Genomic DNA, 24,382 nt, shown 5'->3' on the forward strand with positions numbered 1-24,382 from the left:
ATTATTAAATAGTATCAAATATTTTCTGAACTTCACATTATTTTTAGCATTTTTCTTTTTTATAACATCACTATTTTTTGAAAAACTTATAGTAAAAATCTTTTATGGTTCTTAGTTTTGTTCTGCTTATTGCCAGAGAGCCGCTTTCGACTTTTCCGCTTGTAACAGTTGTTCCTGCGGCTATCATCACATCATCTTCGATGGTCACAGGGGCTACAAGCTGGCTGTCGCTTCCTACAAATACATTCTTGCCGATGATGGTCTGGTACTTTTTAACTCCGTCGTAGTTGCAGGTAATGACTCCCGCGCCGATGTTTGTTCCCTCATCGACCGTTGCATCTCCTATGTAGCTTAGATGTCCAGCTTTTACACCTTTTAGGGTGGATTTTTTAACCTCGACAAAGTTTCCTATATGCGTATCTTCAAGTTCTGAAGCAGGGCGCAGATGAGCCAGAGGTCCTACGTCGGAGTTTTTAACTACGCTATCTTCAATAACGCTGTGCGCTTTTATATGTGAGCTGATTATCTTGGAATTGCCCGTTATACGGCATCCGTTCTCAACTATGCACTCGCCCTCGAAAATGACACCCTCTTCAATGTAGATGGTTGAAGGAAGCTGCATTCTCACACCCGCTTCCATCCATTTGGTTTTGATTCTATCTTGCATTATCTCCTCGGCGACAGAGAGATCTTTTTTGGAGTTTACGCCCCTGAAGTGCTCTTCGTCTACCAAAAGAGGAGAAATAGTAAGTCCGTCAGCTCTTGCCATGGAGATCACATCTGTAAGGTAGTACTCTTTTTGAGCGTTGTCGTTGCCAAGAAGAGGGATATATTTGTCCAAAACTTTTTTAGAAAAAGCGTATATGCCGGCATTTACGGTTGTAACTGAGAGTTCAAGTTTAGAGGCATCTTTTTGTTCGACTATCTTTTGTACTTCACCGTCTTTTATGATAACACGGCCGTATCCATCGGGGTTTGGCAGGTCAAAGATGGACATTACGATGTCGGAGTCGTTATGCAGAAATCCATCAAGAGCTTTGGCAGAGATGAGCGGCATATCTCCGTTTAGAACAAGGACTTTTTCATTTTTGACAGAGACGTTTTTCATAGCCCCGCCGGTTCCCGGAAAGTTGATATCGTCTTGAGTGACAAAGTTTATATCGTTAAAGTATGAGCTTACAGCTTTTTGTACGGCATCCTTTTGGTGAGCGATGACCACGGTTATATCATCGCTTATTTCGCGTGATGCTTTTATAATGTAATAGAGCATCTCTCTGCCGCAAACAGTATGTAAAACCTTCGCTTTTGAGGATTTCATTCGACTCCCTTTTCCGGCAGCCAAGATAACTATACTGATTCTGTTTTTGTTCATTTTTAACTCTTTATAATATTTGACAAAATTATACCCTCCGCCTCTTATATTTGAAATTAAATCTCGAAAATTCCCATTTATTGAAGAGCCTAATATTTTTTGTGGTATTATAAGCCCAATATTTTACTATAAGGTATTTGAATGGATTTAGGTACGGTCATAGGTATTGTTTTAGTCTTTGCACTTCTGATGGGTGCAATGGCGATGGGTGTGGGAGTAGGCCCTTATATCGATATCCCTTCAGTTCTTATCGTTATCGGCGGTAGTATCGGTGCGTTGATGGTATCGTTCAAGCCCTCACAGATGAAATCTTTCGTTAAAATCTTTATGGTAGCGGTAAAGCCTCCTCAAGAGGACAAAGTAGAACTTATAAAAAAACTTGTCGCATTTGCAACAAAAGCCAGAAAAGACGGCATATTGGCGCTTGAGGGCGAAGTAAATGACGAGCAGAACGACTTTTTAAGAAAAGGTCTCTCTATGGCGATTGACGGCAATGAGCCTGATAACATAAGAGAGCTTTTAGAGATAGAGATGGAGCAGACAAGCACGCGCCACAAGGTAAACGGTTCAATGTTTAGCCAATGGGCAGGTCTTGCAGGTGCTATGGGTATGGTCGGAACACTTATCGGTCTTGTTGCCATGCTTTTAAATATGGCTGACCCTTCGGCGATCGGTCCATCTATGGCGGTCGCACTCCTAACTACCATGTACGGTGCGATCATCGGTAACGTTTTGGGGACACCTATTGCCAACATACTGGGCATAAGAAATGATGAGGAGACTCTCATAAAAGAGATGATACTTACGGGCATAATGTCGATTCAATCAGGAGATGCTCCAAGAGCACTAGAGGCAAAACTGCTTAGCTATCTGCCTCCAAAAGAGCGTGTGAGTCAATATAACTAATGGCTAAGAAAAAATGTCCTGAATGTGAAAAGTGTCTCCCGCTGTGGCTTGTAGCCTTTGGAGACCTTATGTCACTGCTTTTGTGCTTCTTTGTCCTTCTTCTCTCAATGTCAAGCATGGATGCAAAAAAGATATCTGAAGCCATAGGTTCACTCTCTGGAGCTATGAGCGTCTTGGAGGGCGGTATTAAAACCGAGGTCTCCAAAAGACGTATCCAAGAGTCAACTCCTATTGAGTCTGCTGATGAGACCTCTGAACAGGTAAACAGAGTTATGCAGGCACTTACTGAAGTAAACGAGATGACCGCAGAGGGCGACGGTCCTGCCGTATCTCTTGAAGAGGCGCAAGACGGTTTTGTGATCGAACTTCCTGCCGCTCTGCTTTTCAAATCAGGCAGTGCTACCATACAGAGTGAGGACGCGCTTCTCTTCCTAAAAAGAATAGCACTTATAGTAGGTGAGCTTCCAAACCAAACAAAAGTAAGCGTTCAAGGACATACAGATAATCAGTTGCCGGGAACGGGCAGTCCATATAAAGATAACTGGGAACTCTCTTCTGCCAGAGCGATCTCTGTACTTCAGGAACTTCTTTTAAACGGAGTAGATCCAAAACGAATAAATGCAGCAGGATTTTCAGAGTTCTCTCCAAAAGCAACCAATGTTACAGAGAGCGGCAGAGAGAAAAACCGTAGAGTCGAGCTTCACTTTTACGGTGCAGATCCTGACGATAAACAAAAAGTCGAGCAAGGCGTCTTGGATAAGGCAGCAAGCAAATAATGTTTAAGCTTTTTCTACTTTTTTTGTGGCTGGGAGCAGCCTCTCTCTTTGGAGCTGAAAACGTCGCTATTCCAACTATGAACTTTGAGCTCTCCGCTCCCTCTTCTCCTCAGCAGCTAGTAAGCTCACTTAATGTTCTGGTTCTCTTAACGCTCCTTTTCCTGGCTCCTAGCATGGTGCTTGTGATGACGACTTTTACAAGGTTTGTCATAGTTTTTGGCTTTTTAAGACAGGCCCTTGGTACACAACAGGTTCCTCCCACGCAGCTATTGGTTATGCTTGCGATGATACTCACATTCTTTGTTATGGAACCTGTAGGTGTAAAAGCCTATGAAAACGGAATTAAGCCGTACATAGAAGAGAAAATTGGTTATGAAGAGGCGTTTGATGAAACAACTCTTCCATTTAAGAACTTTATGATCAGAAATACCAGAGAGAAGGACTTGGCTCTCTTTTTTAGAATAAGAAAGATGGAGAACCCGACTACGGTCGCAGATGTTCCTCTATCGGTTATTATTCCGGCCTTTGTCATAAGCGAGCTAAAGACCGCTTTTGAGATAGGCTTTTTGCTCTTTTTACCGTTTTTGGTCATAGATATGGTTGTTGCATCAATTTTGATGTCTATGGGTATGATGATGTTGCCGCCTATTATGATAGCGCTGCCCTTTAAGATACTTGTCTTTATTCTCATAGACGGATGGAACTTGTTAATAGGCAATCTGATAGCCTCGATAAAATAGATATAAAAGTAGATAATGTGAATTGTAAATATTTCGGTGAATGTGGTGCTTGTAGAGTTTATGAAGATGGATACGAGCATCAGCTCTCATTAAAAGCAGATATAAACCAAGATAGATTCAGACCATACTATGATGGAGTCATATCCCTCTTTAGGTCTCCAGAAAGTCACTACCGCTCAAGAAGCGAGTTTAAGATCTGGCACACGGATGATGATATTCACTATGCTATGAACCGCATAGACAAAAGCGGTGTTCTACTTATAGATGAGTGCCCACAGGTTAGCGAGCCGATCGCCGCTTTGATGCCAAAACTCTTAGATGCCATAAAAAAGCACGATATCGGCTTTAAGCTTTTCGGTGCCGATTTTTTAAGCTCAACAAGAGGCGAGACAGTAGTCTCACTCCTCTACCACAGAAAGTTGGATGAGCAGTGGAGAGAAATAGTCCAGAGCATAGCTTCAGAGCTTGGTGTCTATATAATAGGACGAAGCAGGGGTCAAAAGCTTGTAGTCGGTCAGGATTACGTAACAGAGCATTTAGATGTGGATGGAATGGAGTTTAGATTTAACTATATAGAGAACAGTTTTACTCAGCCAAACTCAAAGGTAAATGAGCAGATGCTCTCGTGGGCTTTGAAAAACCTTCCAAAAAGCGAAAGTGATCTGCTTGAGCTATACTGCGGAGCAGGCAACTTTACCATACCTTTTTCACTCAAATTCAGAAAAGTTTTGGCTACTGAGATATCAAAATCCTCAATAAACGCCGCAAAAGTAAATATGAAATTGAACAGTGTCAATAACATAGAGTTCGTTCGAATGAGCGTTGAGGAGTTTGTTCAGGCTCTTGATGGCGTAAGAGAGTTTAATAGAATGAGAGATGTAGATATAAAATCTTACGACATTAAGACAATATTCGTTGATCCGCCAAGAAGCGGTATGGATGAGGCTACGTGTGAGTTTGCTTCGAGGTACGATAATATCTTGTATATCTCTTGTAATCCAGAGACACTGGCAAGAGATCTGGACACTCTATGCAAGACACACTCTGTTTCGGATATGGCTCTTTTTGATCAGTTTCCATATACTCATCACGCAGAGATGGGTGTCAGACTAATCAGAAAAGGGAGCGCTCTGTGAGACTGCTATTTACTCTTTTTCTTCTGTTTTGTTTTGCATATTCTAACGAGATACAGAGAATTGAGGATATAGCAAAAGATATAAGCAAACTGCGCCTAGAGAGTGAGAAGTGTAAAAAAGAGCTGACAAACAGCAGGAAGCTATCAGAAGAAAACAGGGAGCTTCAAAATAGAGTCCAAGAGTTAGAAAAACTGGTAAAAAAGCAAGAAATTCTTTTAAAAACCAAAGAAAATAGTGAAAAAAATCTATTGATTTACAGCAATAGATGTGAAGAGGAGAGCCCTTTTCCCGAGCTTATGATGAAAGATGAGTATACAAAAAAGCCTTTTAGCAGAAATGAGATCATAACCTTTAAAGCAAGCGCTTTTCGCCTTAAAACAGACAGTGTGATATATGACGCGGCTAACGGAAAAAAGATCGATCTGTGGGAGAAGGGCACATCTTTTACCTCTAACAGTATGATGGATGGCTGGATCAAAATTTCTGGTTATTTTGTGAAGCGAAAGTGGAAAAAAGCCCAAAAAGAGCTCTGGGTAAAGTCCGCACAAACTATAAAAAGATAGCAAATATATTATAATGATATAATGCTGAAAATTTTTTAGAAGATTATAAATGAAAAAAATATTGATTATCGGTGACGGTGAAGTATCCAAACACTTTATAAACAGAATTATTGATACTCACACTAGTGAGAACATCTACTATGTAGTAGAGACCAAAGCAAAAAAATATAAAAATGTAAATCCGTCACGTTTTAAATTTTACGAGTTTGATCCTACAAGCCTCTATAAGCTTGCCAATCTTCTTAAGATGGAGTTCGTTCAGGTTATCATCGTTATGGACAGCAAAATGGATGTCCAGTACACTATTAAGAACATCAGAAGTATTAAAAAGCAGCTGCGCATAATTGTTCTGAATAAATGGAAGCTAGAAAACGAAGACTCAAACGTCGTCTTGATAGACTCAAATGAGATCCTCTCATCAAGACTGATCGATTATCTGCCTAATGTCCCGGTCATCGCTCAAAATGTCGGAATAGGCGAGGGTGAGATAATGGAGGTCCTTGTTCCGTTTGGAAGTTCATTTATCTACAAACACATCGGTGTCATCGAGCAAAAAGAGTGGCGAATCGTTGCTATATACAGAAACAGAAAACTGATAATGCCAAACCGCAGAAGAATGATCCAGCCAAACGACCTTCTGCTTTTAGTCGGCGATCCGACCGTTTTAAAATCAGTCTACAGGGCTATAAAAAGAGAGCTTGGACAGTTTCCTGAACCATTTGGATCCAACCTTTACCTCTATCTGGATATGGATATTTTAGATCTCAAAACCGTAGAAGATTTTATAAAAAGAGCGATCTTTATACATGACAAACTAGGGCACACTTTGATAATTAGGGTTGTAAATCCAAGTGATTTTGATGTGGTCTGGATGATAAAAAAGTATAGAGCAGAAAATATTGTTATAGATATAAACTACGATGCAACAGATTTAAAACAGAGCCTCTTTAACGACATAAAGACATATCATATAGGTTTGGTGATCGTCTCTAACGAGATATTTGACGATTATGAGATGAGAACGACGCTCTTTGAAGCTCAGGTGCCTGTTTTCAAAATTGCAGACAGAGAACTCTCAAGCGTAAAAGATGCATCTATCATACTCGGTGACAACCGTGATCTAGAGAAGATATCCTCTACAATATTTGACGTTGCCGAGCAGATGAGCCTTCATATTGAGCTTTACAACTATATGAACGAACATCAAGAGGCAAAAGAGCAGGTGATCGAGCACTACTATAACCTTGCGAGCATCTTCTCAAAGAGCATTAAGGTCATTAAAGAGAGCGAAAATCCTATAAAAAAATTAAAACAAAAAGATGATTTTATACAGATCATACCTTTTACAAAAAAATTAACAAAAAGAAAAATCTACTCCATTCTCTCAACTGACAGCGAAAGACTCTACCACAAACTAGACGCTAATCATCAGATATTTATCCCCGTGCAGATCTGATTTAGCCGTTTTTTATCCTTATTTAAGTATTATACATCTGATGTTACGCACTTAAAGCGAACAAGTCCGCTTAAGTGGCAGGGACAAATGTCCCTACAACCCCCTAAAGCTACGAAAAACTCTGTTTTTCGAGAATCACAAGGTGTTTTAAACACTTTTTTGTAAAAGTGTTTAACATCAAATATATGTAACTAAACTGTTGGATAAAGAATGCAAGTACACATTGAGCTTAAAAAGGTCGTAGACGACTCTTACGACATAACAATAGACAAGCTTCCAAAAATATATTTTGATACAAAAGTAGCAGTTGTTACCAACCCTACGGTTTCAGCTCTTCATCTAGATTATCTTCTCTCAAACATAAGTGCAAAAGAGCTTCATGTGGTAACGCTAAAAGATGGCGAAGAGTATAAAAATCAAGAGAGTATCGATGCCATACTGGACTCTCTGTTTGAACACCGTTTTAACCGTAAATCTATGCTTATTGCATTTGGCGGCGGTGTTATCGGCGATATGACAGGGTTTGCGGCAAGCATTTATCAAAGAGGAATAGATTTTATTCAGATCCCAACAACGCTTCTCTCACAGGTAGATGCGAGTGTCGGCGGAAAAACAGGCATGAACAACAAGTACGGCAAAAATCTTGTAGGAGCGTTTCATCAGCCCAAAGCCGTATATATTGACCCATCTTTTTTGACTACTCTTCCTAAAAGAGAGTTTGCGGCGGGAGTTGCAGAGATAGTTAAGATGGCAGTGACATTTAATAAAGAGTTTTTTGAGTTTCTAGAGAGTGCAGACCTTAGCGATGCAAAAGTGCTTCAAGATGTGATAAAGCAGGCAGTAGAGACAAAAGCAAACGTAGTGGCCGAGGATGAGAAAGAGCGCGGGCTTAGAGCTGCTCTTAACTATGGGCACACCTTTGGGCATGTGATAGAGAATGAGACGAAGTACAAAGAGTTTCTGCACGGAGAGGCTGTTGCTATCGGTATGGTAATGGCAAACGAGACCGCAGTGAAGATGAACCTTATGAGCGAGAAAGAAGCCCTTAGAGTAAAGGCACTGCTTGAAAAATATGACCTACCGACACACTATGAGATTTCAGATGTAAATACATTTTACGAAACATTTTTTCTCGATAAAAAGAGTTCGGATTCTGCCATAACGTTTATTCTGCCTTTGGGTATAGGCGATGTGGTCATAACGGACAAAGTTGACAGAGGAACTGTTATGTGTGTTTTAAATAAGTTCGGAAAAGATAAATGAAAAAGACACTCTTCTATCTGTTAATAGCATCATCACTTCTCTTTTCAAACAGCGTTACAATCGACAAAAATATGAGCGAGCAGGATATCCAGAAGATAAAACTTGCCCAAGAGGATGCAAAAAGAGAAAAAATTGCACAATATATCTCCGAGCTAAAAAATATTGAGGAGAGGATAGCAAAAAAAGATAGCGTCTGGATGAAGAGCTACTCATCATACCTTACTTCTCTGGACGTTAGAGAGAGTCTGGAGAAGATAGTAGAGAGAATAAACTATCTTGAAAAAAAGAAGAACAAAACTTTAAGTGAGATCGATGAGCTCAGTGCACTTATTGCAAGAGAGAAGATCCTTACATCCCAGATAGAGAAGCTCAAAAAAAAGGACAGCTCTCCGTTCTCAGACCTTTTGACCCCTCCAAATATTGACGAAATACCTGCAATAAAGAATCCGTTTGATATTTTTGTAGGTATATCGCTTATAAAGACTCTGGATAGGGACTTTAACGACTATGTGTTGAAAAAAGATGAACTAAAAGAGCTTATCGCCCTCTTGAGATCAGAAATACGCATATATGGAGAGATACTCTCTCTTGATGAGCAGAGCGAATATAGAGAAAAAGCAGAACTAAAACTAAAGCAGCTTGAGAGATTTGAATCTGCTCTTGACACCATGAAGGTCACGGCTGATGTCTATCAAAAAAGATTGGACATCATCGAAGTCAGCATCAACAAAGAGGTTGAGGCTCAAATATTTAAAATAGCCAAGATAGGCGTCGTCATTCTTGTAGTATTTGTCTTCTTCTTCTTGCTTAAGCTATTTGTCAAAAAATATATAACCGACAATGAACGCTTCTATATGGCGAACAAGATCATCACTTTTGTCAATTTTACGCTTATTGTCTTGATTCTGTTTTTCAACTACATTGAAAATGTCAGTTATCTTGTCACTATTTTGGGATTTGCTTCCGCAGGTATTGCTATTGCCATGAAAGATTGGTTTATGAGCATACTCGGTTGGCTTGTAATCGTCTTTGGCGGAAGCATACATGTCGGTGACAGAATACGTGTTGATATGGACGGTATGCAGTACGTCGGCGATGTTATGGATATATCGCTTCTTCGTATGACCATTCTTGAGGATATTACGCTCACGTCAGTTACCAATAACAGAAGAGCTGGAAGAATTATATTTGTGCCAAACAACTATGTCTTTACGAGAATGATAGCAAACTATACACACAGCACTCTTAAGACTGTTTGGGATGGTGTTCATATTACGATCACCTATGATTCAAACCATAAAAAAGCGATGCATCTTGCAAAAGAGATAACCAAGAAGTTCTCTAAAGGCTACACTGACATTACAAGAAAACAACTTAACAAGCTTCGTAATCAGTACAGTCTTAAAAATACAAACGTAGAGCCTAGAATATTCTCTTTTATAGAGCCAAACGGCATTGTCATAGACGCGTGGTATTTGACAAATGCTTATGCTACTTTAACGCTTAGAAGCGTTATCTCCACGGAGATTGTGGATGCATTTATGGCAGAGGATGATATAACCATAGCATACCCTACTCAGATGCTTCACCTTGAGCAGCCTGCCAAGAGAACTCCTCCTTTTGCAACAAATGAAGAGATCGTATAAAATGAAAAAAGTATATTTTAAAACCTTTGGATGCAGAACAAACCTTTACGACTCTCAGGTTATGATGAGCTCTATGCAGGAGTATACGGTAACAGAAGATGAGAGCGAAGCGGATATAATCGTAGTCAACTCATGTACAGTGACTAACGGAGCTGACACGCATGTGCGCTCATATATCTCCCATGTTGAGAACAGCGGCGGCGCAAAGATATTTTTAACTGGATGCGGTGCGCATACAAAAGGCGAGAACCTTTTAAAGCAAGGGCGTGTTTCAGGGGTCTTCGGGCAGAGCGAGAAGATAAAGATAGATGAAATGCTCAGCCGCGAAGAACCTTTTTACGAACTTGGTGATCTAAACTTCATAGATGAGAGCGTTGTCGATGATTTTATCGGCAAGAGCAGGGCGTTTATAAAGATCCAGGAGGGGTGTAATTTTCGCTGTTCATACTGCATAATCCCTTACGTTCGTGGTGATGCAAGAAGTATGAGCGAAGATAAGATACTTGAGCAGATAAGCAGACTTGCGCGAAACGGTTTTGGAGAGTTCATCCTCACAGGAACAAACGTGGGAAGCTACGGTCAAAAGAGTGATAGCTCAATAGCCTCTCTTATGAAAAAAATATCTCAAATACGCGGTGTAAGACGTATAAGGGTAGGCAGTGTAGAGCCTATCCAGATAACGGACGAGTTTAAGGAGATACTGGATGAGCCGTGGCTTGAGCGTCATCTTCATATAGCACTGCAGCACACTTCGCCACAGATGCTAAAGTTTATGAACAGAAGAAACGTATACAAGCAAGACAGAGAGCTTTTTGAGCTTCTTGCAGGCAAAGGTTTTGCGATCGGAACCGACTTTATAACTGGGCATCCGGGGGAGTCTCAGGAGCTTTGGGATGAGGCGATGAGAAATGTAAGAGAATTGCCTTTGACGCATCTGCACGCATTTACATACTCTAAAAGAGACGGCACGCCATCAGCGACGATGAAGCCTGAAGTAAACGGAAAAGTCGCAAAAGACAGGCTTCATGAACTCGAAAACATTGTAAAAGCTAAAAACTTTGAGTTTAGAAAAGCTTTTGGCAAAGAACTTGAAGTTCTTGTAGAGAGCGAAAAAGACGGAGCTTTTGTTGGATATGACCAGCACTTTAACAAGATCATAATCGACTCGGATGAGGATCTGCTTGGCAACTGGATAAATCTGAGCGAGTACGAGGTAAGAGAGGAGTCTAACTATGGTAGGGTCTAAAACGAACAGAGTAGCACTTTATGCATCGGCTTTTTTGGTAGTGATTTTGGTTCTTTTTGCAATGCTCAGAGACAATGCAGATGCCATCTCTTTAAAAGATGCAACTGCTATGCTTCAAGACAGAAGCGTTAAAAGCGTTGTTGCTTCAGAGGATTTTATCTATCTTAAAACAGACAAAGAGGTTTATAAGATAGCATCTTCTCAGATCTCTGCGGATATGCTAAGCGATTACAGAGTAAAAGTTAAAAGTGCCTCAAACGTAGTAGCCTACTTTCTATTTTTAGTTCTTATTTTGGGTATAGGCACACTTGTTTTTAAGTGGCTTCAAAAGAACAAGATATTAAGCACTGACAATATCACAAGCAGCAGGTTTAAATCATCTTTGGAGCACTCGCAGCCAATAGAGTCCATAAAAAGTGATGTAACATTTAACGACATCGGCGGTATAAGTGATGTTAAGATGGAGCTTGAAGAGATTATCGACTTTATGAAAAAACCAAAACGCTATAAAAGTTTTGGTGCAAGAATGCCGCGCGGTGTGCTTTTGGTAGGTCCTCCCGGTGTCGGCAAGACCATGATAGCAAAAGCCGTTGCAAACGCGGCAGGCGTTCCATTTTACTACCAAAGCGGCGCATCTTTCGTTCAGATATATGTCGGCATGGGAGCAAAGAGAGTCCATGAGCTTTTTTCGGCGGCAAAGAACAACTCCCCTTCGATCATATTCATAGATGAGATAGATGCCGTAGGAAAGAAGAGAGACGGACAGAGAAACGACGAGAGAGAAGCGACGCTAAATCAGCTTCTAACAGAGATGGACGGCTTTGAGAACTCAAGCGGCGTTATAGTCATAGCCGCTACAAATAAGATAGATGTGCTTGACTCCGCGCTTCTGCGTGCGGGAAGATTTGATAGAAGAGTCTTTGTCGAGCTTCCTACAAAAAGAGAGAGAGCCTCTATACTTACGAAATATTTGGAGAAAGTTCCAAACGAGGTAGATGTCAACTCTGTTGCAAATATGACCGTAGGCTTTAACGGAGCCTCGTTAGCGGCTCTTGTAAACGAGGCATCTCTGCTTGCCATCAGACAACACGATTTTCAAGTGACTATCGAGCATTTCCATCAGGTAAAAGACAAGGTTATGTTTGGCAAAAAGAAGCTTCAGATGTTAAGCGAGGAGCAGAAGCAGTACCGTGTGACATATCAGGCGGCAAAAGTAATCTGTGCGACATATTTTGACCTGCCTTTTGAGAAACTGCTTCTATCAAACGAGAAACTAACTCCCGCAACGGATGAGCCGCTTATCAAGCATGAACTTGAATCAAGAGTAAAGATGCTTTTAGCGGGCATTGTCGCGTGCAATATCAAATACAGCGAGCATGCAAGCAGCGCCAAGGGCGATCTAGACGAAGCAAAAGAGATAGTCGAGAGGATGATCTCAGAGTACGGCATGGGTTCATCTCTTATGGCAAGCGAGAGCGAAAAAGAGCTGCTTATGAAAAGGCTCTATGAAGAGACCAGAAATCTTCTTGAATCGATGCAAGATGTTATAAAGTATGTGGAGAGCGTCTTAAACGAGCGTGAGAGCATTACAAAAGCGGATGTGAAAAAGAAACTAAATGAAGTTTTATAGCGGCTTTTCTCTAAAAAATGAGCAGTACTACTTTAAAGAGTACATAAACTCATCTGAGTACAGCGTCTTTGGATTTAGCTATGGAGCCATAAAAGCACTCAGATATGTGCAGGATATGCTTAGTCAAAGAAAGCGTATAGACACTCTTCAGCTATTTTCCCCCGCTTTTTTTCAGACAAAAGATGAGAAGTTTAAAAAACTCCAACTATTAGGATATAGAAAAAATCAAGAGGCTTATCTAAGAGAGTTTATAGCCTCATGCTTTTCGCCTTATGAGAAAAAGATAGTAGAGTACGGTAAAAGCTCGATTGAGGAGCTTGAAGAGCTTTTGCAGCATGAGTGGGAGATAGATGAGCTAAAAGAGCTTTTGCAAAGCGGAGTAAAGATAGAGGTCTATCTCGGCGGGGAGGACAGGGTCATAGATGTTGAGAGAGCGAGGGAGTTTTTTTTAGAAGTCGCTACGGTGACATACATCAAAGAGGCAAATCATTTTTTATTAGTAAATTAGGAGAAGAGTATGAGCAAAATAAGAATAGGCGTAATAACGGCAAGTGACAGAGCGAGCAAAGGGATATACGAGGACATATCGGGAGTGGCTATCCAAGATACTATGAAAGACTACCTCAAAAGCGAGTTTGAGATAGTTTACAGATGTATACCTGATGAGCAGGAGATGATAGAGCGTACAATGATAGAGCTTTGCGATGATGACGAGTGTTGTCTAGTGGTTACAACAGGAGGAACAGGTCCTGCGCTTCGTGACGTAACTCCAGAGGCTACAGAGAACGTGTGCCAGAAGATGATGCCAGGGTTTGGCGAGCTTATGAGACAGGTAAGTCTGCAATACGTTCCGACTGCAATTCTCTCACGCCAGACAGCGGGCATCAGAGGCAAAAGCCTTATCATAAATCTACCGGGCAAGCCGAAGTCCATCCGTGAGTGTCTTGATGCTGTATTTCCTGCCGTGCCGTACTGTATAGATCTTATAGAGGGCCCTTACATCGAGACGAACGAGGAAGTCATAAAAGCGTTCAGACCTAAGGCAAAGTAAGTTTTCTGCTTACTCTGCTATGTTTTAATCTCTATTTAACCGCTTCAATATTTGCCGAAACTATGTAGTCTTCGATATTTTCGGACCAATCTTTTAAAAACTTCCTGCTCTCGTTCTTGGGTGTTATATGCATATTTTTAAAACCTGAGTTTTTTGGCAACGTTTCCAAGTCATCTATAAAAATGGCACCTGCTATGCAAGCTCCGTAGCTATCGAGCGTTATTATGTGTGATGGTATCTTTTTTGTTAATACTATGTCAGATATTGCCAATCTGCCGCCTGTTTTTAGAACCCTGAAAGCCTCTTCAAAAACTCTCTGTTTCTCTAATTAGAGGTTGATAATACAGTTTAAGATGATGACATCTACGCTGTTGTCTGCAACTGGAAGGTTCTCTTGTCTTTAATCTGTTTCTTGCCTCTAAAAATTATGTTTTTTATATTGCTTGAACTGATATCAAGTTTATCGGCTATCTAGAGCTATTTTATCTCAGAGAGATATAGTGCTTTGGCGTATTTAGGTGCAAGCGAGTTGATTATCGGTTCTATGCAATTTGACAATTCACTTATCGCATCTGCTTGCTCTTTGTCTTTTAAAATATACTCTTCATTAAACTCTATATTATCTCTGTTTTTGGCATCTTTTCTATAAAAGTCAATAATTGAATTTCTTGTGATTGTAGATATTCATTATTTCACTATCTCTTTGATAGTAGATTATCCCAAATGAAAATCTATTTGTTAAGCATCTTTCTTATCTCTCAATCAAGTTTCTGCCAAGCAGTAGGATATTCTAAAATTCTTTGGATTGTTTTTTGAACTTCATATGTAAATTCTGTACCAAGCCCATCTTTGCACTCTTGATAATAATCAACCGAAGCATTTAATTCAACTTCAGCATCCGGGCGGAAAGAGTAGGTTGTTTATGAGTTAAATCTTTGAGAGATTTTTTTGAAAACTTCGTCTCCATCAACTAGTGTAACGGAATCTGAATCGATTTCTTCTTTTCTTTTGTGAGCTTCTTTTACCCATAGCTTATCTATTTCACTATTTAACGGTGTAATGCTAGCTAATATTTTAAATGTGGATTAAAGAATAGTGAAAAAGATAAAACAGAGAGACTTCTCTCTGTTTTTGTAGTACTAGATGAAGTTTACGTCTGTGACGTGGTGTTTTAGACCAAGCTCTGCAGGGCTACATCCAAGTGCCAGACCTACCATCTGCTGCATATGAAGAACAGGAAGTGAAACTTCTCTGCCTATTGCCTCAGAAGCGTGTTTTGTCTGAGTGTCAAGTTTTAGGTGACAAAGCGGACAAGGTGTTACCATCATATCTGCATTTTGATCAGTCGCGCCTGCTATTGCGTTTCCCGTAAGCACTGCCGCAGTATGTGGAGCTTGAAGCTCAACGTGAAATCCACAGCACTTGTTTTTCTCTTCATAGTCAACATTCATACCGCCGCACGCGATGATAAGGTCATCAAGCGAAGTAGGGTTGTACGGGTTCTCTTTTTGGTTGTGAGACTCGTCATGAAGCTCTGAAGGGCGGATATTGTGACATCCGTAAAACGGAGCGATATTAAACTCGCTAAGAGGCTTAACAACCATCTCTTTTATCTTGTCAAGTCCGAAATCATCGATGATAGCATAGAGGAAGTGAATGATGTTTGAAGTACCTTTGTACTCTAAACCAACCTCTGCAAGCTTCTCATTTACTCTTGCTTTTAGTTCAGGGTTTCTGTCTAGTCTGTGTTTTGTCATAGCAGTGTTTAGCTGACATGTATTACAAATGGTTACCATTGTAAGACCGTGCTTCTCAGCGTAAGCTATGTTTCTGGCATTGAGTACAAGCGATAGGAAATCATCATAGTCTTGTAGATGTGAAGCCCCGCAGCAAGAAGCTTCAGTAAGCTCTACAAGCTCAATGTTCAATTTTTTTGCAACTGCCATAGTTGACATCATCTGTTCCGGAGTACTCTGCTTAGCAGTACATCCTGTAAAAAGTGCATATTTTAATTTTTTCATCTATTTTACTCCTAGAACTTTACAGTTGATGAAGATTTAATAAGTTTTTGTATCTCATCAAGATTGTCTGATTTTGGCATATTCCAAGGCATGATTATCTTGCCTTTTCTAAACATCTGAAGTGCGACAGGAATATGTTTAATGATCGATGGTCCCTCAGAGTAGAGAACTAAGCCGCCCTCATCAAGCACACCGTGTCTTTTGATAGAGTGTAGGAAACCGACTGCGTGGCGTGTTGCAACATTGTTCTTCGCAACACCTCTTTTAAATGCCATCTGGTGCAGTTTTGTGATCTTCTCGATAGGGTTGATCTCTTTTGGACAAACCTCCGCACACTCAAAACATTTGACACAGTCCCAAACGCCTTGCTTCTCTTCGTTGACATCAACAAGTCTCTGTCCATCGCTGTCACGTACATCCGCTTCAAAACGGTAAGCCGCTGCAAATGCCGCAGGACCGAAGAAGTCGCTGTTTATCTCAACAACAGGACAAGCGTAGTGACATGCCCCACACTGAATACAAAGGTCAGCTTCGTTCAGCTCCTCTGCATCATGCGGAGACACAAGGTTTTCAGAAGATGGACACTCATCTACATCTGCAACAAGGTAAGGAGTTACAGCTGCGTGTTTCTCCCAGAAGTCGGCTTTGTCGATAATCATATCTTTGATAGCTCTTTTTGTGCTTAGAGGCTCAATAGTCAAGTCGTTACCGAAGTATTCGATCATAGTAGACATGCTCTCTTTACAAGCAAGAGTGCTTCTGCCGTTTACTTTAATGGCACAAGCCCCGCAGATACCGTGGCGGCAGCTTCTTCTATATGAAAAGCTTCCATCGTGATCCCATTTGATTCTGTTTAATATATCTAAGACAACCTCTTCGGAAGTAACGTCCATACTGTAATCTTCATAGTATGGAAGATAATCTTCGTCAGCATTAAAGCGAAATACTTTGAAGTTTACTTTTTGTGTAGTAATTGCATTTGTACCCATAACTTCTCCTTAGTAATTTCTTGCTTTAAGTTCATGCTTGCCAAGAACGACAGGCATATAATCTAGCTCTATATTGCCATCTTTATCCATGTATGCCATCGTGTGCTTTAAGAAGTTCTCATCGTCACGAGTGTCGAAATCTTCTCTAAAGTGAGCACCGCGGCTCTCGTTTCTAGCGATAGCGCTCTCAACTATGAACGCTGAGTAGTCTATCATATGTCCGAACTCTATCGCTTCTTGAAGCTCAGTATTGAACACTTTTGATTTGTCTTTGACACGGATATTTTTAAATCTCTCTCTTAGCTCTTTGACTTTTGCTACAGCAATATCCAGAGTCTCTTTTGTTCTAAATGCGCCTGCGTTTGCAGTCATACACTGCTGAAGCTCTTCTCTTAGCTGAGTGATAGTCTCGTTTCCGTTGTTGTTTAGTACAAAATCAATCTCTTCAAGAGCTTTTTTAGCGTCTTCTTCAGTAGCTTCACGAAGCGGGATGGTCTCTATCTCGTTAACCATCGTCTTACCAACAAAACGTCCAAATAGAAGCGCTTCAAGAACAGAGTTCGCACCAAGACGGTTTGCACCGTGAACAGATACACAAGAACATTCGCCAGCTGCATAGAAACCCTCAACAAACTCGTCATTGTTCTTACGTACGTTTCCTGCAATATTTACAGGGATGCCGCCCATTGAGTAGTGTGCAGTAGCAGAGATAAGAATCGGCTCCTTAATCATATCAAGACCAAGGAAAGTCATTGCAAGCTCACGAAGCTCAGGCAGTCTCTCCATGATAAGATCTTTTCCTAAGTGAGTCACGTCGATGAAAACCGCATCTTTTCTAGGTCCGACACCGCGTCCTTCGCGGATCTCATTTAAGATAGCGCGGCTTACAACGTCACGTGAAGCTAGTTCCATTGCATTTGGAGCGTATTTCTCCATAAATCTCTCACCAAGAGAGTTGAAAAGACGTCCTCCCTCACCGCGAGCAGCTTCAGAGATCAAAACACCGTTTCCTGATAATCCAGACGGGTGGAATTGAACAAACTCCATATCTTCTAATGGAAGTCCGTGACGTGCTACGATCGATAGACCATCGCCCGTATTTGCATGTGCGTTTGAGTTTATCTTGTAGCTTCTTGCGTATCCGCCTGTAGCGAACATTACAGATTTTGCGTTGAAGATAGCAACTTGAAGGTCTCTGATGTTAAAAGCGACTACGCCCGAGACCTTGCCGTCTTTGTAGATAATGTCTGCTGCGTACCATTCGTCCCAGAACTCAACGCCTACACGGTAAGCCTGCTCGTAGATAGTCTGTAGAAGCGTTAAACCTGTTCTATCTTTTGCGTAACATGCACGAGGTGAAGATTGCCCGCCAAAAGGTCTCTGTGCGATCTTTCCGTCGGCAGTTCTGCTAAATGCCGCACCCATTCTCTCAATCCAACGGATAGTCTCAGGTGCATTTTTACACATAAACTCAACAGCATCTTGATCAGCTAAATAGTCACTCCCCTTTACAGTATCAAACTCATGCAGCTCAACGCTGTCTGCATCGCTAAAAGCTGCATTAACACCACCTTGAGCAGCTCCCGAGTGGCTTCTTAGCGGATGGAGTTTTGTAATAACTGCAACTTTTTTACCTGCATTTTGTAACTCTCTTGCAGCGGCGCATCCTGCTAGGCCTGCACCGACAATTATTGCATCGTAAGTATAAATAGGAATACCCATTAGCTTTCCTTTGTTGATTAAGAATAAAATAAGGCGGATTTTACAATTTTTAGCCTTTGTCTATAATAAAAGGTTGTTATAAAAAGTAAAAATGTTCCGTTATCACTCATTTTGGGCAAAAACAGAGAGCAAAAGTGTGTAGATTTGCTATAGTTAATTAGTGAATATAGATATATAAGAAGACCCCATAACAGCTACTTATGGGGCGAGATGATTAGAGTTCGCTGTGTGCGAGGTCTTTAATCTGAGATATTTTGTCTCCGCCTGTCTCTTTAGCGTAACTTAGTACTTTTTTAGCCTGTGTGATGCCCTCTTCAAGAGATATATGATTTGGTTTTATGACAAACCCACCGCTCATTTTTATGACTATAGGTCCAAGCTCAGGAGATGTCAGTTTGAGCTCTGCAACGCTTTGGCGGATGATATCCGCATCTTTATATGACTGCTCTTTGCTCTCTCTTGATAGAATAACTGTAAACTGGTTGTAGTCTGTTCTTGCTATTACATCAGCTGATTGTTTGTGAAGAGAGATGGCAAATGCAACCTTTTTGAGTATGTTTTGCGTAAGCTCTTGAGAGTAGACTCTGTTCGTCTTTGAGAAGTTGTCGATCTCAAATATCGTCACAGATGTATAGTTCTTCTCTTTGACATTTTTCTTCTCAGCGTAAGAGCTCATAAGACCTTTTAGGTTATTGATGCCTGTTACTGGGTCTACCATTGCAGGGTTTTCAGAGACATCTGGCTTTCTTCTCATTCTCACTGCTATTGCTCCGGCCTCTTGTGAAAATATCTCATACCCTTTTTTGTCTACATTATATAAGTATTCAATATCCTTATATATGGATGCCAATCTTTTTCTATACCAAAAAGCGATAGAGAGGATCAGTATAAATGCAAGATAGGTTATGTTTTTATGAATATTGAACTTCTGCTGGTTGTACGAGACGGCTCTGAATATTATGTTGTTGATCTGATCGTACAGAGAGAGAAAACTTTTTTGAAGAGCCTCCTCCTTCTCTTTGTCGCCGTTGTTTTTCTTTGTATAGAAGTCACTTGCCCTCTCGTTAAACTCTTTTGTAAGTGAGCTTAGTTTGTCCAGGTCTGATAGGTACTCTTTTGAATTTGATAGTATAAATCTCTCAATAAAACTAAACTCGTACTGATTGCGGAGTTTGTCAATATCGTGCAGAAGTTGGGTACTTTTGCCGTTAAACTGTATAAGTGCAAGATCAAGGTCACCCTTTGGAAGTGAGAGGAGAGAGCTGATAATTCGCTTCTGATTGTTAAGATTGTCTATTTTTTCGTATGATTTTGAGTGTTCAACTGCCGCCAGCACTCCAAATGCCGCAAATACTGCCGCTAATAAAAGTAAAAGCGATAAGTTCTGAAAAATCTTTTTTATAGAGTGCTTCATGGTAGAGTTTCCTATATAGATGGTATAATGTCCTGCTATTTTATACATATTGGCTTTAATGGTAACTTAAGGCATTTTAAGAAGTTTTATTGAATTTAGAAAATTATTTTATATCTCAGTTTAAAAACGCTCATATCGGTGATGACGGAGCTTTGGTAGGTTCTGCGGTCTACTCAAAAGATGCCTTTTTCGAAGATGTACACTTTAAGAAAGAGTGGATGAGTTACTATCAGATAGCCACAAAAGCGATGATGATAAATATCTCTGACGCTATCGCCATGAACGCAAAGCCAAAATATGCACTTCTTAGCGTGGCAATGCCTAAATCTATGACGATGAAAGAGATGCGTGAACTGGCGTCAGGATTTGAAGATACGGCAGCAAAGTACGGCATAGAGATAATCGGTGGAGACACCATAGGCAACATCAAGCTTGATATTACGATAACTATCATATCCGAGGCAGATAAACCTCTAAGAAGACAAGGGCTAAGAAAAGGCTATTTAGTCGCTCATACGGGGAAACTCGGAAGAAGTGCAAAAGAGCTTAGAAGATTAGCAAACCTTGGCAAGATACATAAGAGCTCAAAGTTTGTAGATATTAGGCTAAGAGATAAGTTCGTATCTAAAGCGTCACGCTACCTAAAGTGCGGGATGGATATCTCAGACGGTCTTTTTAGCGATTTGGGCAAGCTCTCATCTGCTAACAGGCTGGGGTTTAATTTTTATAAACGCATACCAAAAAGAGTAGGGTGCAGCGGCGAAGAGTATGAGATGCTTTTTGGCTTTGACAAAAGAGACAAAAAAGCGCTCTTTAGAGTTGCAAAACTCTGCCGCACATCCATAACCATAGTTGCACAAAGTGCCAGAAAAAATTATAAAAACAGATGCAAAGCGCATCATTTTTAATTAGACAGGATCATTATGGACAGATTTTATTCGCTCTCACATTCAAGCATAGATTTTCACTTTAGACAGACGCCAAGAGACTTCGTTGTCGAGGAGATGCCGTTATATGAATTTAGCGGCGATGGTGAGCATCTTGTACTGTTTGTCAGAAAAAAAGGGCTCTCTACGCTAGAGCTTGTCTCTATCATTGCAAAATATTTGGGGATTCAAAACAAAGAGATGGGTTATGCGGGACTAAAAGACAAGCACGCTATGACAAAGCAGTACATCTCACTTCATAAAAAACATGAAGCGAAGATGGATACGTTTGCGCATGAAGATATAAAGATACTCTCAAAAGCATACCATAACAATAAGATAAGAATAGGGCATCTAAGCGGTAACAGGTTCTACATTAAATTAAAAAAAGTAAACCCGACCGCAGCAAAAAAGATAGATGAGGCTCTAAAAAATATAGCAACGTTTGGAATGCCAAACTTCTTTGGTTATCAGCGTTTTGGAACGGATGGAAACAACCATATAGACGGTGAGAAGATCGCAAAAGGTGAAAAGAAGGAGCGTAATGTAAAGGTAAAGAAACTTCTTGTCAGCGCATACCAGAGCCATCTTTTTAACCTCTGGCTCAGCAGACGTCTTGAGATAAACGCTCTTGTGCAAAAGTTTGAGACAAAAGATCTCGAACCTCTGCTAAATATGCCAAACCATGAACTTGAAAAAATGAAGGCTCAGACTCACCCTTTTAAGCTTATAAGCGGCGATATTATGGAGCACTATCCTCATGGCAGACTCTTTGATTATGAGGGCAGCGAGCATGACCTTGAGAGATTTAACGAAAAAGATATATCAGTAACCGGTCTTTTGTGCGGTAAAAAAGCAAGAATTGCCTCAGATGCGGCAAGAGTGATAGAAAAAGAGTTTGATGATGAGATAAATGCGGACGGCACAAGAAGATATGCATGGGTATATCCAAAAGACGTTGAGGGAAGATACAAAGATGAAGAGGCTCAGTATGAGCTTAACTTTTCGCTTCCAAAAGGCTCTTATGCCACGGTTTTAATCGAAGAGATAGCGAAAAGAGAAATAAGGGAGTAGAGAATGAAAAAACATATAACATCAGCGATATCGCAATCTTTTGGAAAGTTTGCAAACAGGGAGTTTGCAAAACCGATCCAAAATTTTATAAACAGCTCTTACGTGAAGATTATGGGCTTGGATATGAGCGAGTTTCATTCGCCAACTACTTACCGTACTCTAAACGCGCTCTTTACAAGAAAGCTCAGAGAAGACAGAGACTATTCGCTAGATAGCAAAGATTTTATATCTCCGTGCGACTCTTTTATTACGGAGTGCGGAGATATTGACGTGCGCCACGCTTTTCAGATAAAAGGGATGAAATATCACTCAGACGAGTTATTGGGAGAGCACTTCAGCAAAGAGGAGAAGAGTATAGTCGAATACGGAACGTTTATAAACTTCTATCTCTCTCCAAAAGATTATCACAGATACCATATGCCTACAAATACAAAAGTTCTAAAAGCTGTCCATATTCCAGGTAAATTTTACCCCGTCAATATTCCATCGCTAAAAAAGAGAGTAAATCTTTTTGCAGAGAACGAGAGAGTCGTTTTACTGTGTGAGACAACAGATAAAAAGAGATTTTATATGGTGCTTGTAAGTGCTCTAAATGTCGGAGTTATGCAGGTCTCTTTTGAACCCAAGATAAAGACCAACGCAGACGCACAGAGCAGCAGCGCATACAGTTATGAGAACCTGCACTTAAACAAAGGCGATGATTTCGGCTGTTTTGAGATGGGTTCGACCATCGTTATTTTAGCGCAAAGAGATATGCTTGATGTTAATGTAAGAGCAGGGGAACATGTTAGATACGGCGATACGATAGCAACAATAAAGCAGTAGCAGGTTTAACTATACGTTAAACCTAAAGTGCATAATGTCGCCGTCTTGCACGATGTACTCTTTGCCTTCAAGACGCATTTTTCCAGCCTCTTTTGCTTTTGCTTCGCCGCCGCAGACAATAAAATCTTCATACGATATGACCTCGGCACGGATAAAACCTTTTTCAAAGTCGTTGTGAATTACTGCCGCAGCTTTTGGTGCAGTCGTGTTCTTGCGGATTGTCCACGCGCGAACCTCTTTAACACCCGCAGTAAAGTAGCTCATAAGTCCTAGTTTGTCAAAACCTTTTTGGATGATTTGTCCCAGTCCAGACTCTTCAACGCCAAGAGAGCTTAAAAACTCCTCAGCCTCATCATCTTCAAGACCGACAAGCTCCTCTTCGATCTTTGCACAAAGCTTTATAAGTTCGCAGTTGTTTTTTGTCGCATGCTCTTTTAGGTCAAGTACATACTGGCTGTCTTCAACCAGACCATCCTCATCCACATTTGCACCGTACATGATCTCTTTACCGGTTAAGAGTCTTACTTCATGGTTCAACTGTTTATACTCGTCACTCTCTGCTTTTGGAAAGTTTTTAGCAAGGTTTCCATCAGCCAAAAACTCTAAAAGTTCTTCTGCCAAAGCTAGAACGGCGGCAGCACTTTTGTCGGTTTTTGCCTGTTTTTTGAGTCTGTCGGCTCTGTTTTGTAAAACCTCGATGTCGGCTAAAATAAGCTCTCCCTCGATAATCTCCACATCTCTTAGCGGGTGGATACTTCCCTCAGTATGGACGATGTTGTCATCTTCAAAACATCTGACAATATGCAAAATAACTTCAGTCTCGCGGATGTTGGATAAAAACTTGTTCCCTAAGCCTTCACCTTTGCTTGCACCCTTTACAAGCCCTGCAATATCAACAAAATCAAGCGTTGAGTGCTGGATGCGCTCAGGCTTTACTATTTTTGCAAGCTCTTGCAATCTTACATCAGGAACAGGAACTATTGCCTTGTTTGGCTCGATGGTACAAAACGGGTAGTTAGCCGCCTCCGCGTTCTGTGCTTTTGTAAGTGCGTTAAAAGTTGTTGATTTGCCTACGTTTGGAAGTCCTACAAGACCGATACTTAAACCCATAATTGACCTTTTGTGCTGTTTTATATTTTTTTGTAATGTTAGCCAAAGTATGCATAGAGAACGCTTTAACGGTTTTTGCTATTTTGGAGTGTGTATTTTTAAGAAGAGGATGGTACATTTTTTATATATCAAATCTCTTGTATCTTCACCCTCAACAATTATATTGTAGTTCATTTAAGACTGTAGCACTTTGTTTATAGCTTGATTTAAAGGTATACCGTTATTTTTAGAAATGCTATTTACAGCCTTTTGAACTTTTTGTTTTGCTTCTTTAAAAGAGATGGACGGGTGCTCTTTTTGAGTTGTAGCTTCCACTTTGTCTTTTGGCAATATTTCAAGTAACCCCATAAATTTGTCAAAAATTGAATCATCTATATTTAGTTGTATTGTATGCATTCCCACGGAGACCGTGGGAACGAGAGAAAGTGGAGATTCATTCTCAGGGGCGTTGTTTAGGGGCGTTGTTTCAGTATGCATTCCCATCGGGGACGATGGGAACGAGAAAACATTTAAAAA

At 40.6% G+C, this 24,382-nt stretch carries 24 protein-coding genes; 15 read left to right on the plus strand and 9 right to left on the minus strand.

Annotated elements, in window-relative coordinates; genetic code table 11:
* Nucleotides 1–70: 70 nt before the first annotated feature.
* Entirely contained in the window at nucleotides 71–1,372 is a 1,302-nt protein-coding gene (gene glmU / locus FCU45_RS03925) for a bifunctional UDP-N-acetylglucosamine diphosphorylase/glucosamine-1-phosphate N-acetyltransferase GlmU (protein WP_137012491.1), read from the minus strand.
* Nucleotides 1,373–1,513: 141 nt separating this feature from the next.
* Here glmU and FCU45_RS03930 point away from each other — a divergent pair, with 141 nt between their 5' ends.
* The 12 genes from FCU45_RS03930 (at nucleotide 1,514) to mog (ending at nucleotide 13,785) form a co-directional block, all read left to right on the plus strand.
* Nucleotides 1,514–2,278: a motility protein A gene (locus FCU45_RS03930; protein ID WP_137012493.1), complete on the plus strand. Its 765-nt coding sequence runs from the start codon at nucleotides 1,514–1,516 to the stop codon at nucleotides 2,276–2,278.
* A complete protein-coding gene (locus tag FCU45_RS03935; RefSeq protein WP_137012495.1) occupies nucleotides 2,278–3,054 on the plus strand; it encodes a flagellar motor protein MotB in 777 nt (258 codons plus the stop codon). The genes FCU45_RS03930 and FCU45_RS03935 overlap by 1 nt, the downstream gene beginning before the upstream one ends.
* Nucleotides 3,054–3,794, plus strand: coding sequence for a flagellar type III secretion system pore protein FliP (gene fliP / locus FCU45_RS03940; RefSeq protein WP_137012497.1), 741 nt, complete (start codon nucleotides 3,054–3,056; stop codon nucleotides 3,792–3,794). Before FCU45_RS03935 ends, fliP begins: the two co-directional genes overlap by 1 nt.
* A 17-nt stretch (nucleotides 3,795–3,811) precedes the next feature.
* Nucleotides 3,812–4,930 carry a tRNA (uridine(54)-C5)-methyltransferase TrmA gene (gene trmA / locus FCU45_RS03945; protein WP_137012499.1) on the plus strand — a complete coding sequence of 373 codons (1,119 nt, stop codon included), beginning with the start codon at nucleotides 3,812–3,814 and terminating at the stop codon, nucleotides 4,928–4,930.
* Entirely contained in the window at nucleotides 4,927–5,493 is a 567-nt protein-coding gene (locus tag FCU45_RS03950) for a hypothetical protein (protein WP_137012501.1), read from the plus strand. The genes trmA and FCU45_RS03950 overlap by 4 nt, the downstream gene beginning before the upstream one ends.
* A gap of 49 nt (nucleotides 5,494–5,542) precedes the next feature.
* Nucleotides 5,543–6,949 (plus strand): COG3400 family protein, encoded by a 1,407-nt coding sequence (locus FCU45_RS03955; RefSeq protein ID WP_137012503.1) that lies wholly within the window; start codon nucleotides 5,543–5,545, stop codon nucleotides 6,947–6,949.
* Between the two features lie 210 nt (nucleotides 6,950–7,159).
* Nucleotides 7,160–8,212, plus strand: coding sequence for a 3-dehydroquinate synthase (gene aroB / locus FCU45_RS03960; RefSeq protein WP_137012505.1), 1,053 nt, complete (start codon nucleotides 7,160–7,162; stop codon nucleotides 8,210–8,212).
* Nucleotides 8,209–9,858, plus strand: coding sequence for a mechanosensitive ion channel domain-containing protein (locus FCU45_RS03965; protein WP_137012507.1), 1,650 nt, complete (start codon nucleotides 8,209–8,211; stop codon nucleotides 9,856–9,858). Before aroB ends, FCU45_RS03965 begins: the two co-directional genes overlap by 4 nt.
* Nucleotide 9,859: 1 nt before the next feature.
* Complete coding sequence (mtaB, locus tag FCU45_RS03970; RefSeq protein ID WP_137012509.1) at nucleotides 9,860–11,104, plus strand: tRNA (N(6)-L-threonylcarbamoyladenosine(37)-C(2))-methylthiotransferase MtaB; 1,245 nt, start codon at nucleotides 9,860–9,862, stop codon at nucleotides 11,102–11,104.
* Complete coding sequence (locus FCU45_RS03975; RefSeq protein WP_137012511.1) at nucleotides 11,091–12,734, plus strand: AAA family ATPase; 1,644 nt, start codon at nucleotides 11,091–11,093, stop codon at nucleotides 12,732–12,734. Before mtaB ends, FCU45_RS03975 begins: the two co-directional genes overlap by 14 nt.
* Nucleotides 12,721–13,242 carry a pimelyl-ACP methyl ester esterase BioV gene (gene bioV, locus FCU45_RS03980; RefSeq protein WP_137012513.1) on the plus strand — a complete coding sequence of 174 codons (522 nt, stop codon included), beginning with the start codon at nucleotides 12,721–12,723 and terminating at the stop codon, nucleotides 13,240–13,242. Before FCU45_RS03975 ends, bioV begins: the two co-directional genes overlap by 14 nt.
* Before the next feature lie 9 nt (nucleotides 13,243–13,251).
* A complete protein-coding gene (gene mog, locus FCU45_RS03985) occupies nucleotides 13,252–13,785 on the plus strand; it encodes a molybdopterin adenylyltransferase (protein WP_137012515.1) in 534 nt (177 codons plus the stop codon).
* Nucleotides 13,786–13,816: 31 nt separating this feature from the next.
* Here the strand turns inward: mog and FCU45_RS03990 are convergent, their stop codons facing one another.
* From FCU45_RS03990 to FCU45_RS04015, 6 genes are all read right to left on the minus strand, one after another.
* Nucleotides 13,817–14,056: a class I SAM-dependent methyltransferase gene (locus FCU45_RS03990; RefSeq protein ID WP_137012517.1), complete on the minus strand. Its 240-nt coding sequence runs from the start codon at nucleotides 14,054–14,056 to the stop codon at nucleotides 13,817–13,819.
* A 649-nt stretch (nucleotides 14,057–14,705) separates the two neighbouring features.
* Nucleotides 14,706–14,858, minus strand: a complete 153-nt coding sequence (locus FCU45_RS11880) for an addiction module protein (protein ID WP_137012551.1) — start codon at nucleotides 14,856–14,858, stop codon at nucleotides 14,706–14,708.
* Nucleotides 14,859–14,924: 66 nt separating this feature from the next.
* Nucleotides 14,925–15,806 (minus strand): CoB--CoM heterodisulfide reductase iron-sulfur subunit B family protein, encoded by an 882-nt coding sequence (locus FCU45_RS04000; RefSeq protein WP_137012519.1) that lies wholly within the window; start codon nucleotides 15,804–15,806, stop codon nucleotides 14,925–14,927.
* Between the two features lie 11 nt (nucleotides 15,807–15,817).
* Nucleotides 15,818–16,795 (minus strand): succinate dehydrogenase/fumarate reductase iron-sulfur subunit, encoded by a 978-nt coding sequence (locus FCU45_RS04005; protein ID WP_137012521.1) that lies wholly within the window; start codon nucleotides 16,793–16,795, stop codon nucleotides 15,818–15,820.
* 9 nt (nucleotides 16,796–16,804) lie between these two features.
* Nucleotides 16,805–18,517, minus strand: coding sequence for a succinate dehydrogenase flavoprotein subunit (sdhA, locus tag FCU45_RS04010; protein WP_137012523.1), 1,713 nt, complete (start codon nucleotides 18,515–18,517; stop codon nucleotides 16,805–16,807).
* Between the two features lie 214 nt (nucleotides 18,518–18,731).
* Nucleotides 18,732–19,931: a diguanylate cyclase domain-containing protein gene (locus FCU45_RS04015; protein WP_137012525.1), complete on the minus strand. Its 1,200-nt coding sequence runs from the start codon at nucleotides 19,929–19,931 to the stop codon at nucleotides 18,732–18,734.
* 89 nt (nucleotides 19,932–20,020) lie between these two features.
* Between FCU45_RS04015 and FCU45_RS04020 the strand changes: the two genes are divergently transcribed.
* Genes FCU45_RS04020 through FCU45_RS04030 form a run of 3 tightly spaced genes read left to right on the plus strand, consistent with a single transcriptional unit; the run spans nucleotide 20,021 to nucleotide 22,756 of the window.
* On the plus strand, nucleotides 20,021–20,839 hold the full coding sequence (locus FCU45_RS04020) for a thiamine-phosphate kinase (protein WP_137012527.1): 819 nt from the start codon (nucleotides 20,021–20,023) through the stop codon (nucleotides 20,837–20,839).
* Nucleotides 20,840–20,854: 15 nt separating this feature from the next.
* Nucleotides 20,855–21,931 carry a tRNA pseudouridine(13) synthase TruD gene (gene truD / locus FCU45_RS04025; RefSeq protein WP_137012529.1) on the plus strand — a complete coding sequence of 359 codons (1,077 nt, stop codon included), beginning with the start codon at nucleotides 20,855–20,857 and terminating at the stop codon, nucleotides 21,929–21,931.
* Nucleotides 21,932–21,934: 3 nt separating this feature from the next.
* The gene (locus tag FCU45_RS04030) at nucleotides 21,935–22,756 is read left to right on the plus strand and encodes a phosphatidylserine decarboxylase (RefSeq protein ID WP_137012531.1); all 822 of its coding nucleotides are present in this window, start codon (nucleotides 21,935–21,937) and stop codon (nucleotides 22,754–22,756) included.
* Nucleotides 22,757–22,765: 9 nt separating this feature from the next.
* Here the strand turns inward: FCU45_RS04030 and ychF are convergent, their stop codons facing one another.
* Together ychF and FCU45_RS11575 are read right to left on the minus strand one after the other, a co-directional pair.
* Nucleotides 22,766–23,866 (minus strand): redox-regulated ATPase YchF, encoded by a 1,101-nt coding sequence (gene ychF, locus FCU45_RS04035; protein ID WP_137012533.1) that lies wholly within the window; start codon nucleotides 23,864–23,866, stop codon nucleotides 22,766–22,768.
* A gap of 174 nt (nucleotides 23,867–24,040) precedes the next feature.
* On the minus strand, nucleotides 24,041–24,382 hold a 342-nt coding region (locus tag FCU45_RS11575), incomplete at its 5' end, for a hypothetical protein (RefSeq protein WP_170175824.1).

It is taken from the genome of Sulfurimonas crateris, from assembly GCF_005217605.1.
GTDB classification, from domain to species: Bacteria; Campylobacterota; Campylobacteria; order Campylobacterales; family Sulfurimonadaceae; genus Sulfurimonas; species Sulfurimonas crateris.

Coding starts and splice junctions, on each gene's coding strand:
- glmU (WP_137012491.1), bottom strand. CDS start 1,372: ATGAACAAAAACAGAATCAGTATAGTTATCTTGGCTGCCGGAAAAGGG.
- FCU45_RS03930 (WP_137012493.1), top strand. CDS start 1,514: ATGGATTTAGGTACGGTCATAGGTATTGTTTTAGTCTTTGCACTTCTG.
- FCU45_RS03935 (WP_137012495.1), top strand. CDS start 2,278: ATGGCTAAGAAAAAATGTCCTGAATGTGAAAAGTGTCTCCCGCTGTGG.
- fliP (WP_137012497.1), top strand. CDS start 3,054: ATGTTTAAGCTTTTTCTACTTTTTTTGTGGCTGGGAGCAGCCTCTCTC.
- FCU45_RS03955 (WP_137012503.1), top strand. CDS start 5,543: ATGAAAAAAATATTGATTATCGGTGACGGTGAAGTATCCAAACACTTT.
- aroB (WP_137012505.1), top strand. CDS start 7,160: ATGCAAGTACACATTGAGCTTAAAAAGGTCGTAGACGACTCTTACGAC.
- FCU45_RS03965 (WP_137012507.1), top strand. CDS start 8,209: ATGAAAAAGACACTCTTCTATCTGTTAATAGCATCATCACTTCTCTTT.
- mtaB (WP_137012509.1), top strand. CDS start 9,860: ATGAAAAAAGTATATTTTAAAACCTTTGGATGCAGAACAAACCTTTAC.
- FCU45_RS03975 (WP_137012511.1), top strand. CDS start 11,091: ATGGTAGGGTCTAAAACGAACAGAGTAGCACTTTATGCATCGGCTTTT.
- bioV (WP_137012513.1), top strand. CDS start 12,721: ATGAAGTTTTATAGCGGCTTTTCTCTAAAAAATGAGCAGTACTACTTT.
- mog (WP_137012515.1), top strand. CDS start 13,252: ATGAGCAAAATAAGAATAGGCGTAATAACGGCAAGTGACAGAGCGAGC.
- FCU45_RS04000 (WP_137012519.1), bottom strand. CDS start 15,806: ATGAAAAAATTAAAATATGCACTTTTTACAGGATGTACTGCTAAGCAG.
- FCU45_RS04005 (WP_137012521.1), bottom strand. CDS start 16,795: ATGGGTACAAATGCAATTACTACACAAAAAGTAAACTTCAAAGTATTT.
- sdhA (WP_137012523.1), bottom strand. CDS start 18,517: ATGGGTATTCCTATTTATACTTACGATGCAATAATTGTCGGTGCAGGC.
- FCU45_RS04015 (WP_137012525.1), bottom strand. CDS start 19,931: ATGAAGCACTCTATAAAAAAGATTTTTCAGAACTTATCGCTTTTACTT.
- truD (WP_137012529.1), top strand. CDS start 20,855: ATGGACAGATTTTATTCGCTCTCACATTCAAGCATAGATTTTCACTTT.
- FCU45_RS04030 (WP_137012531.1), top strand. CDS start 21,935: ATGAAAAAACATATAACATCAGCGATATCGCAATCTTTTGGAAAGTTT.
- ychF (WP_137012533.1), bottom strand. CDS start 23,866: ATGGGTTTAAGTATCGGTCTTGTAGGACTTCCAAACGTAGGCAAATCA.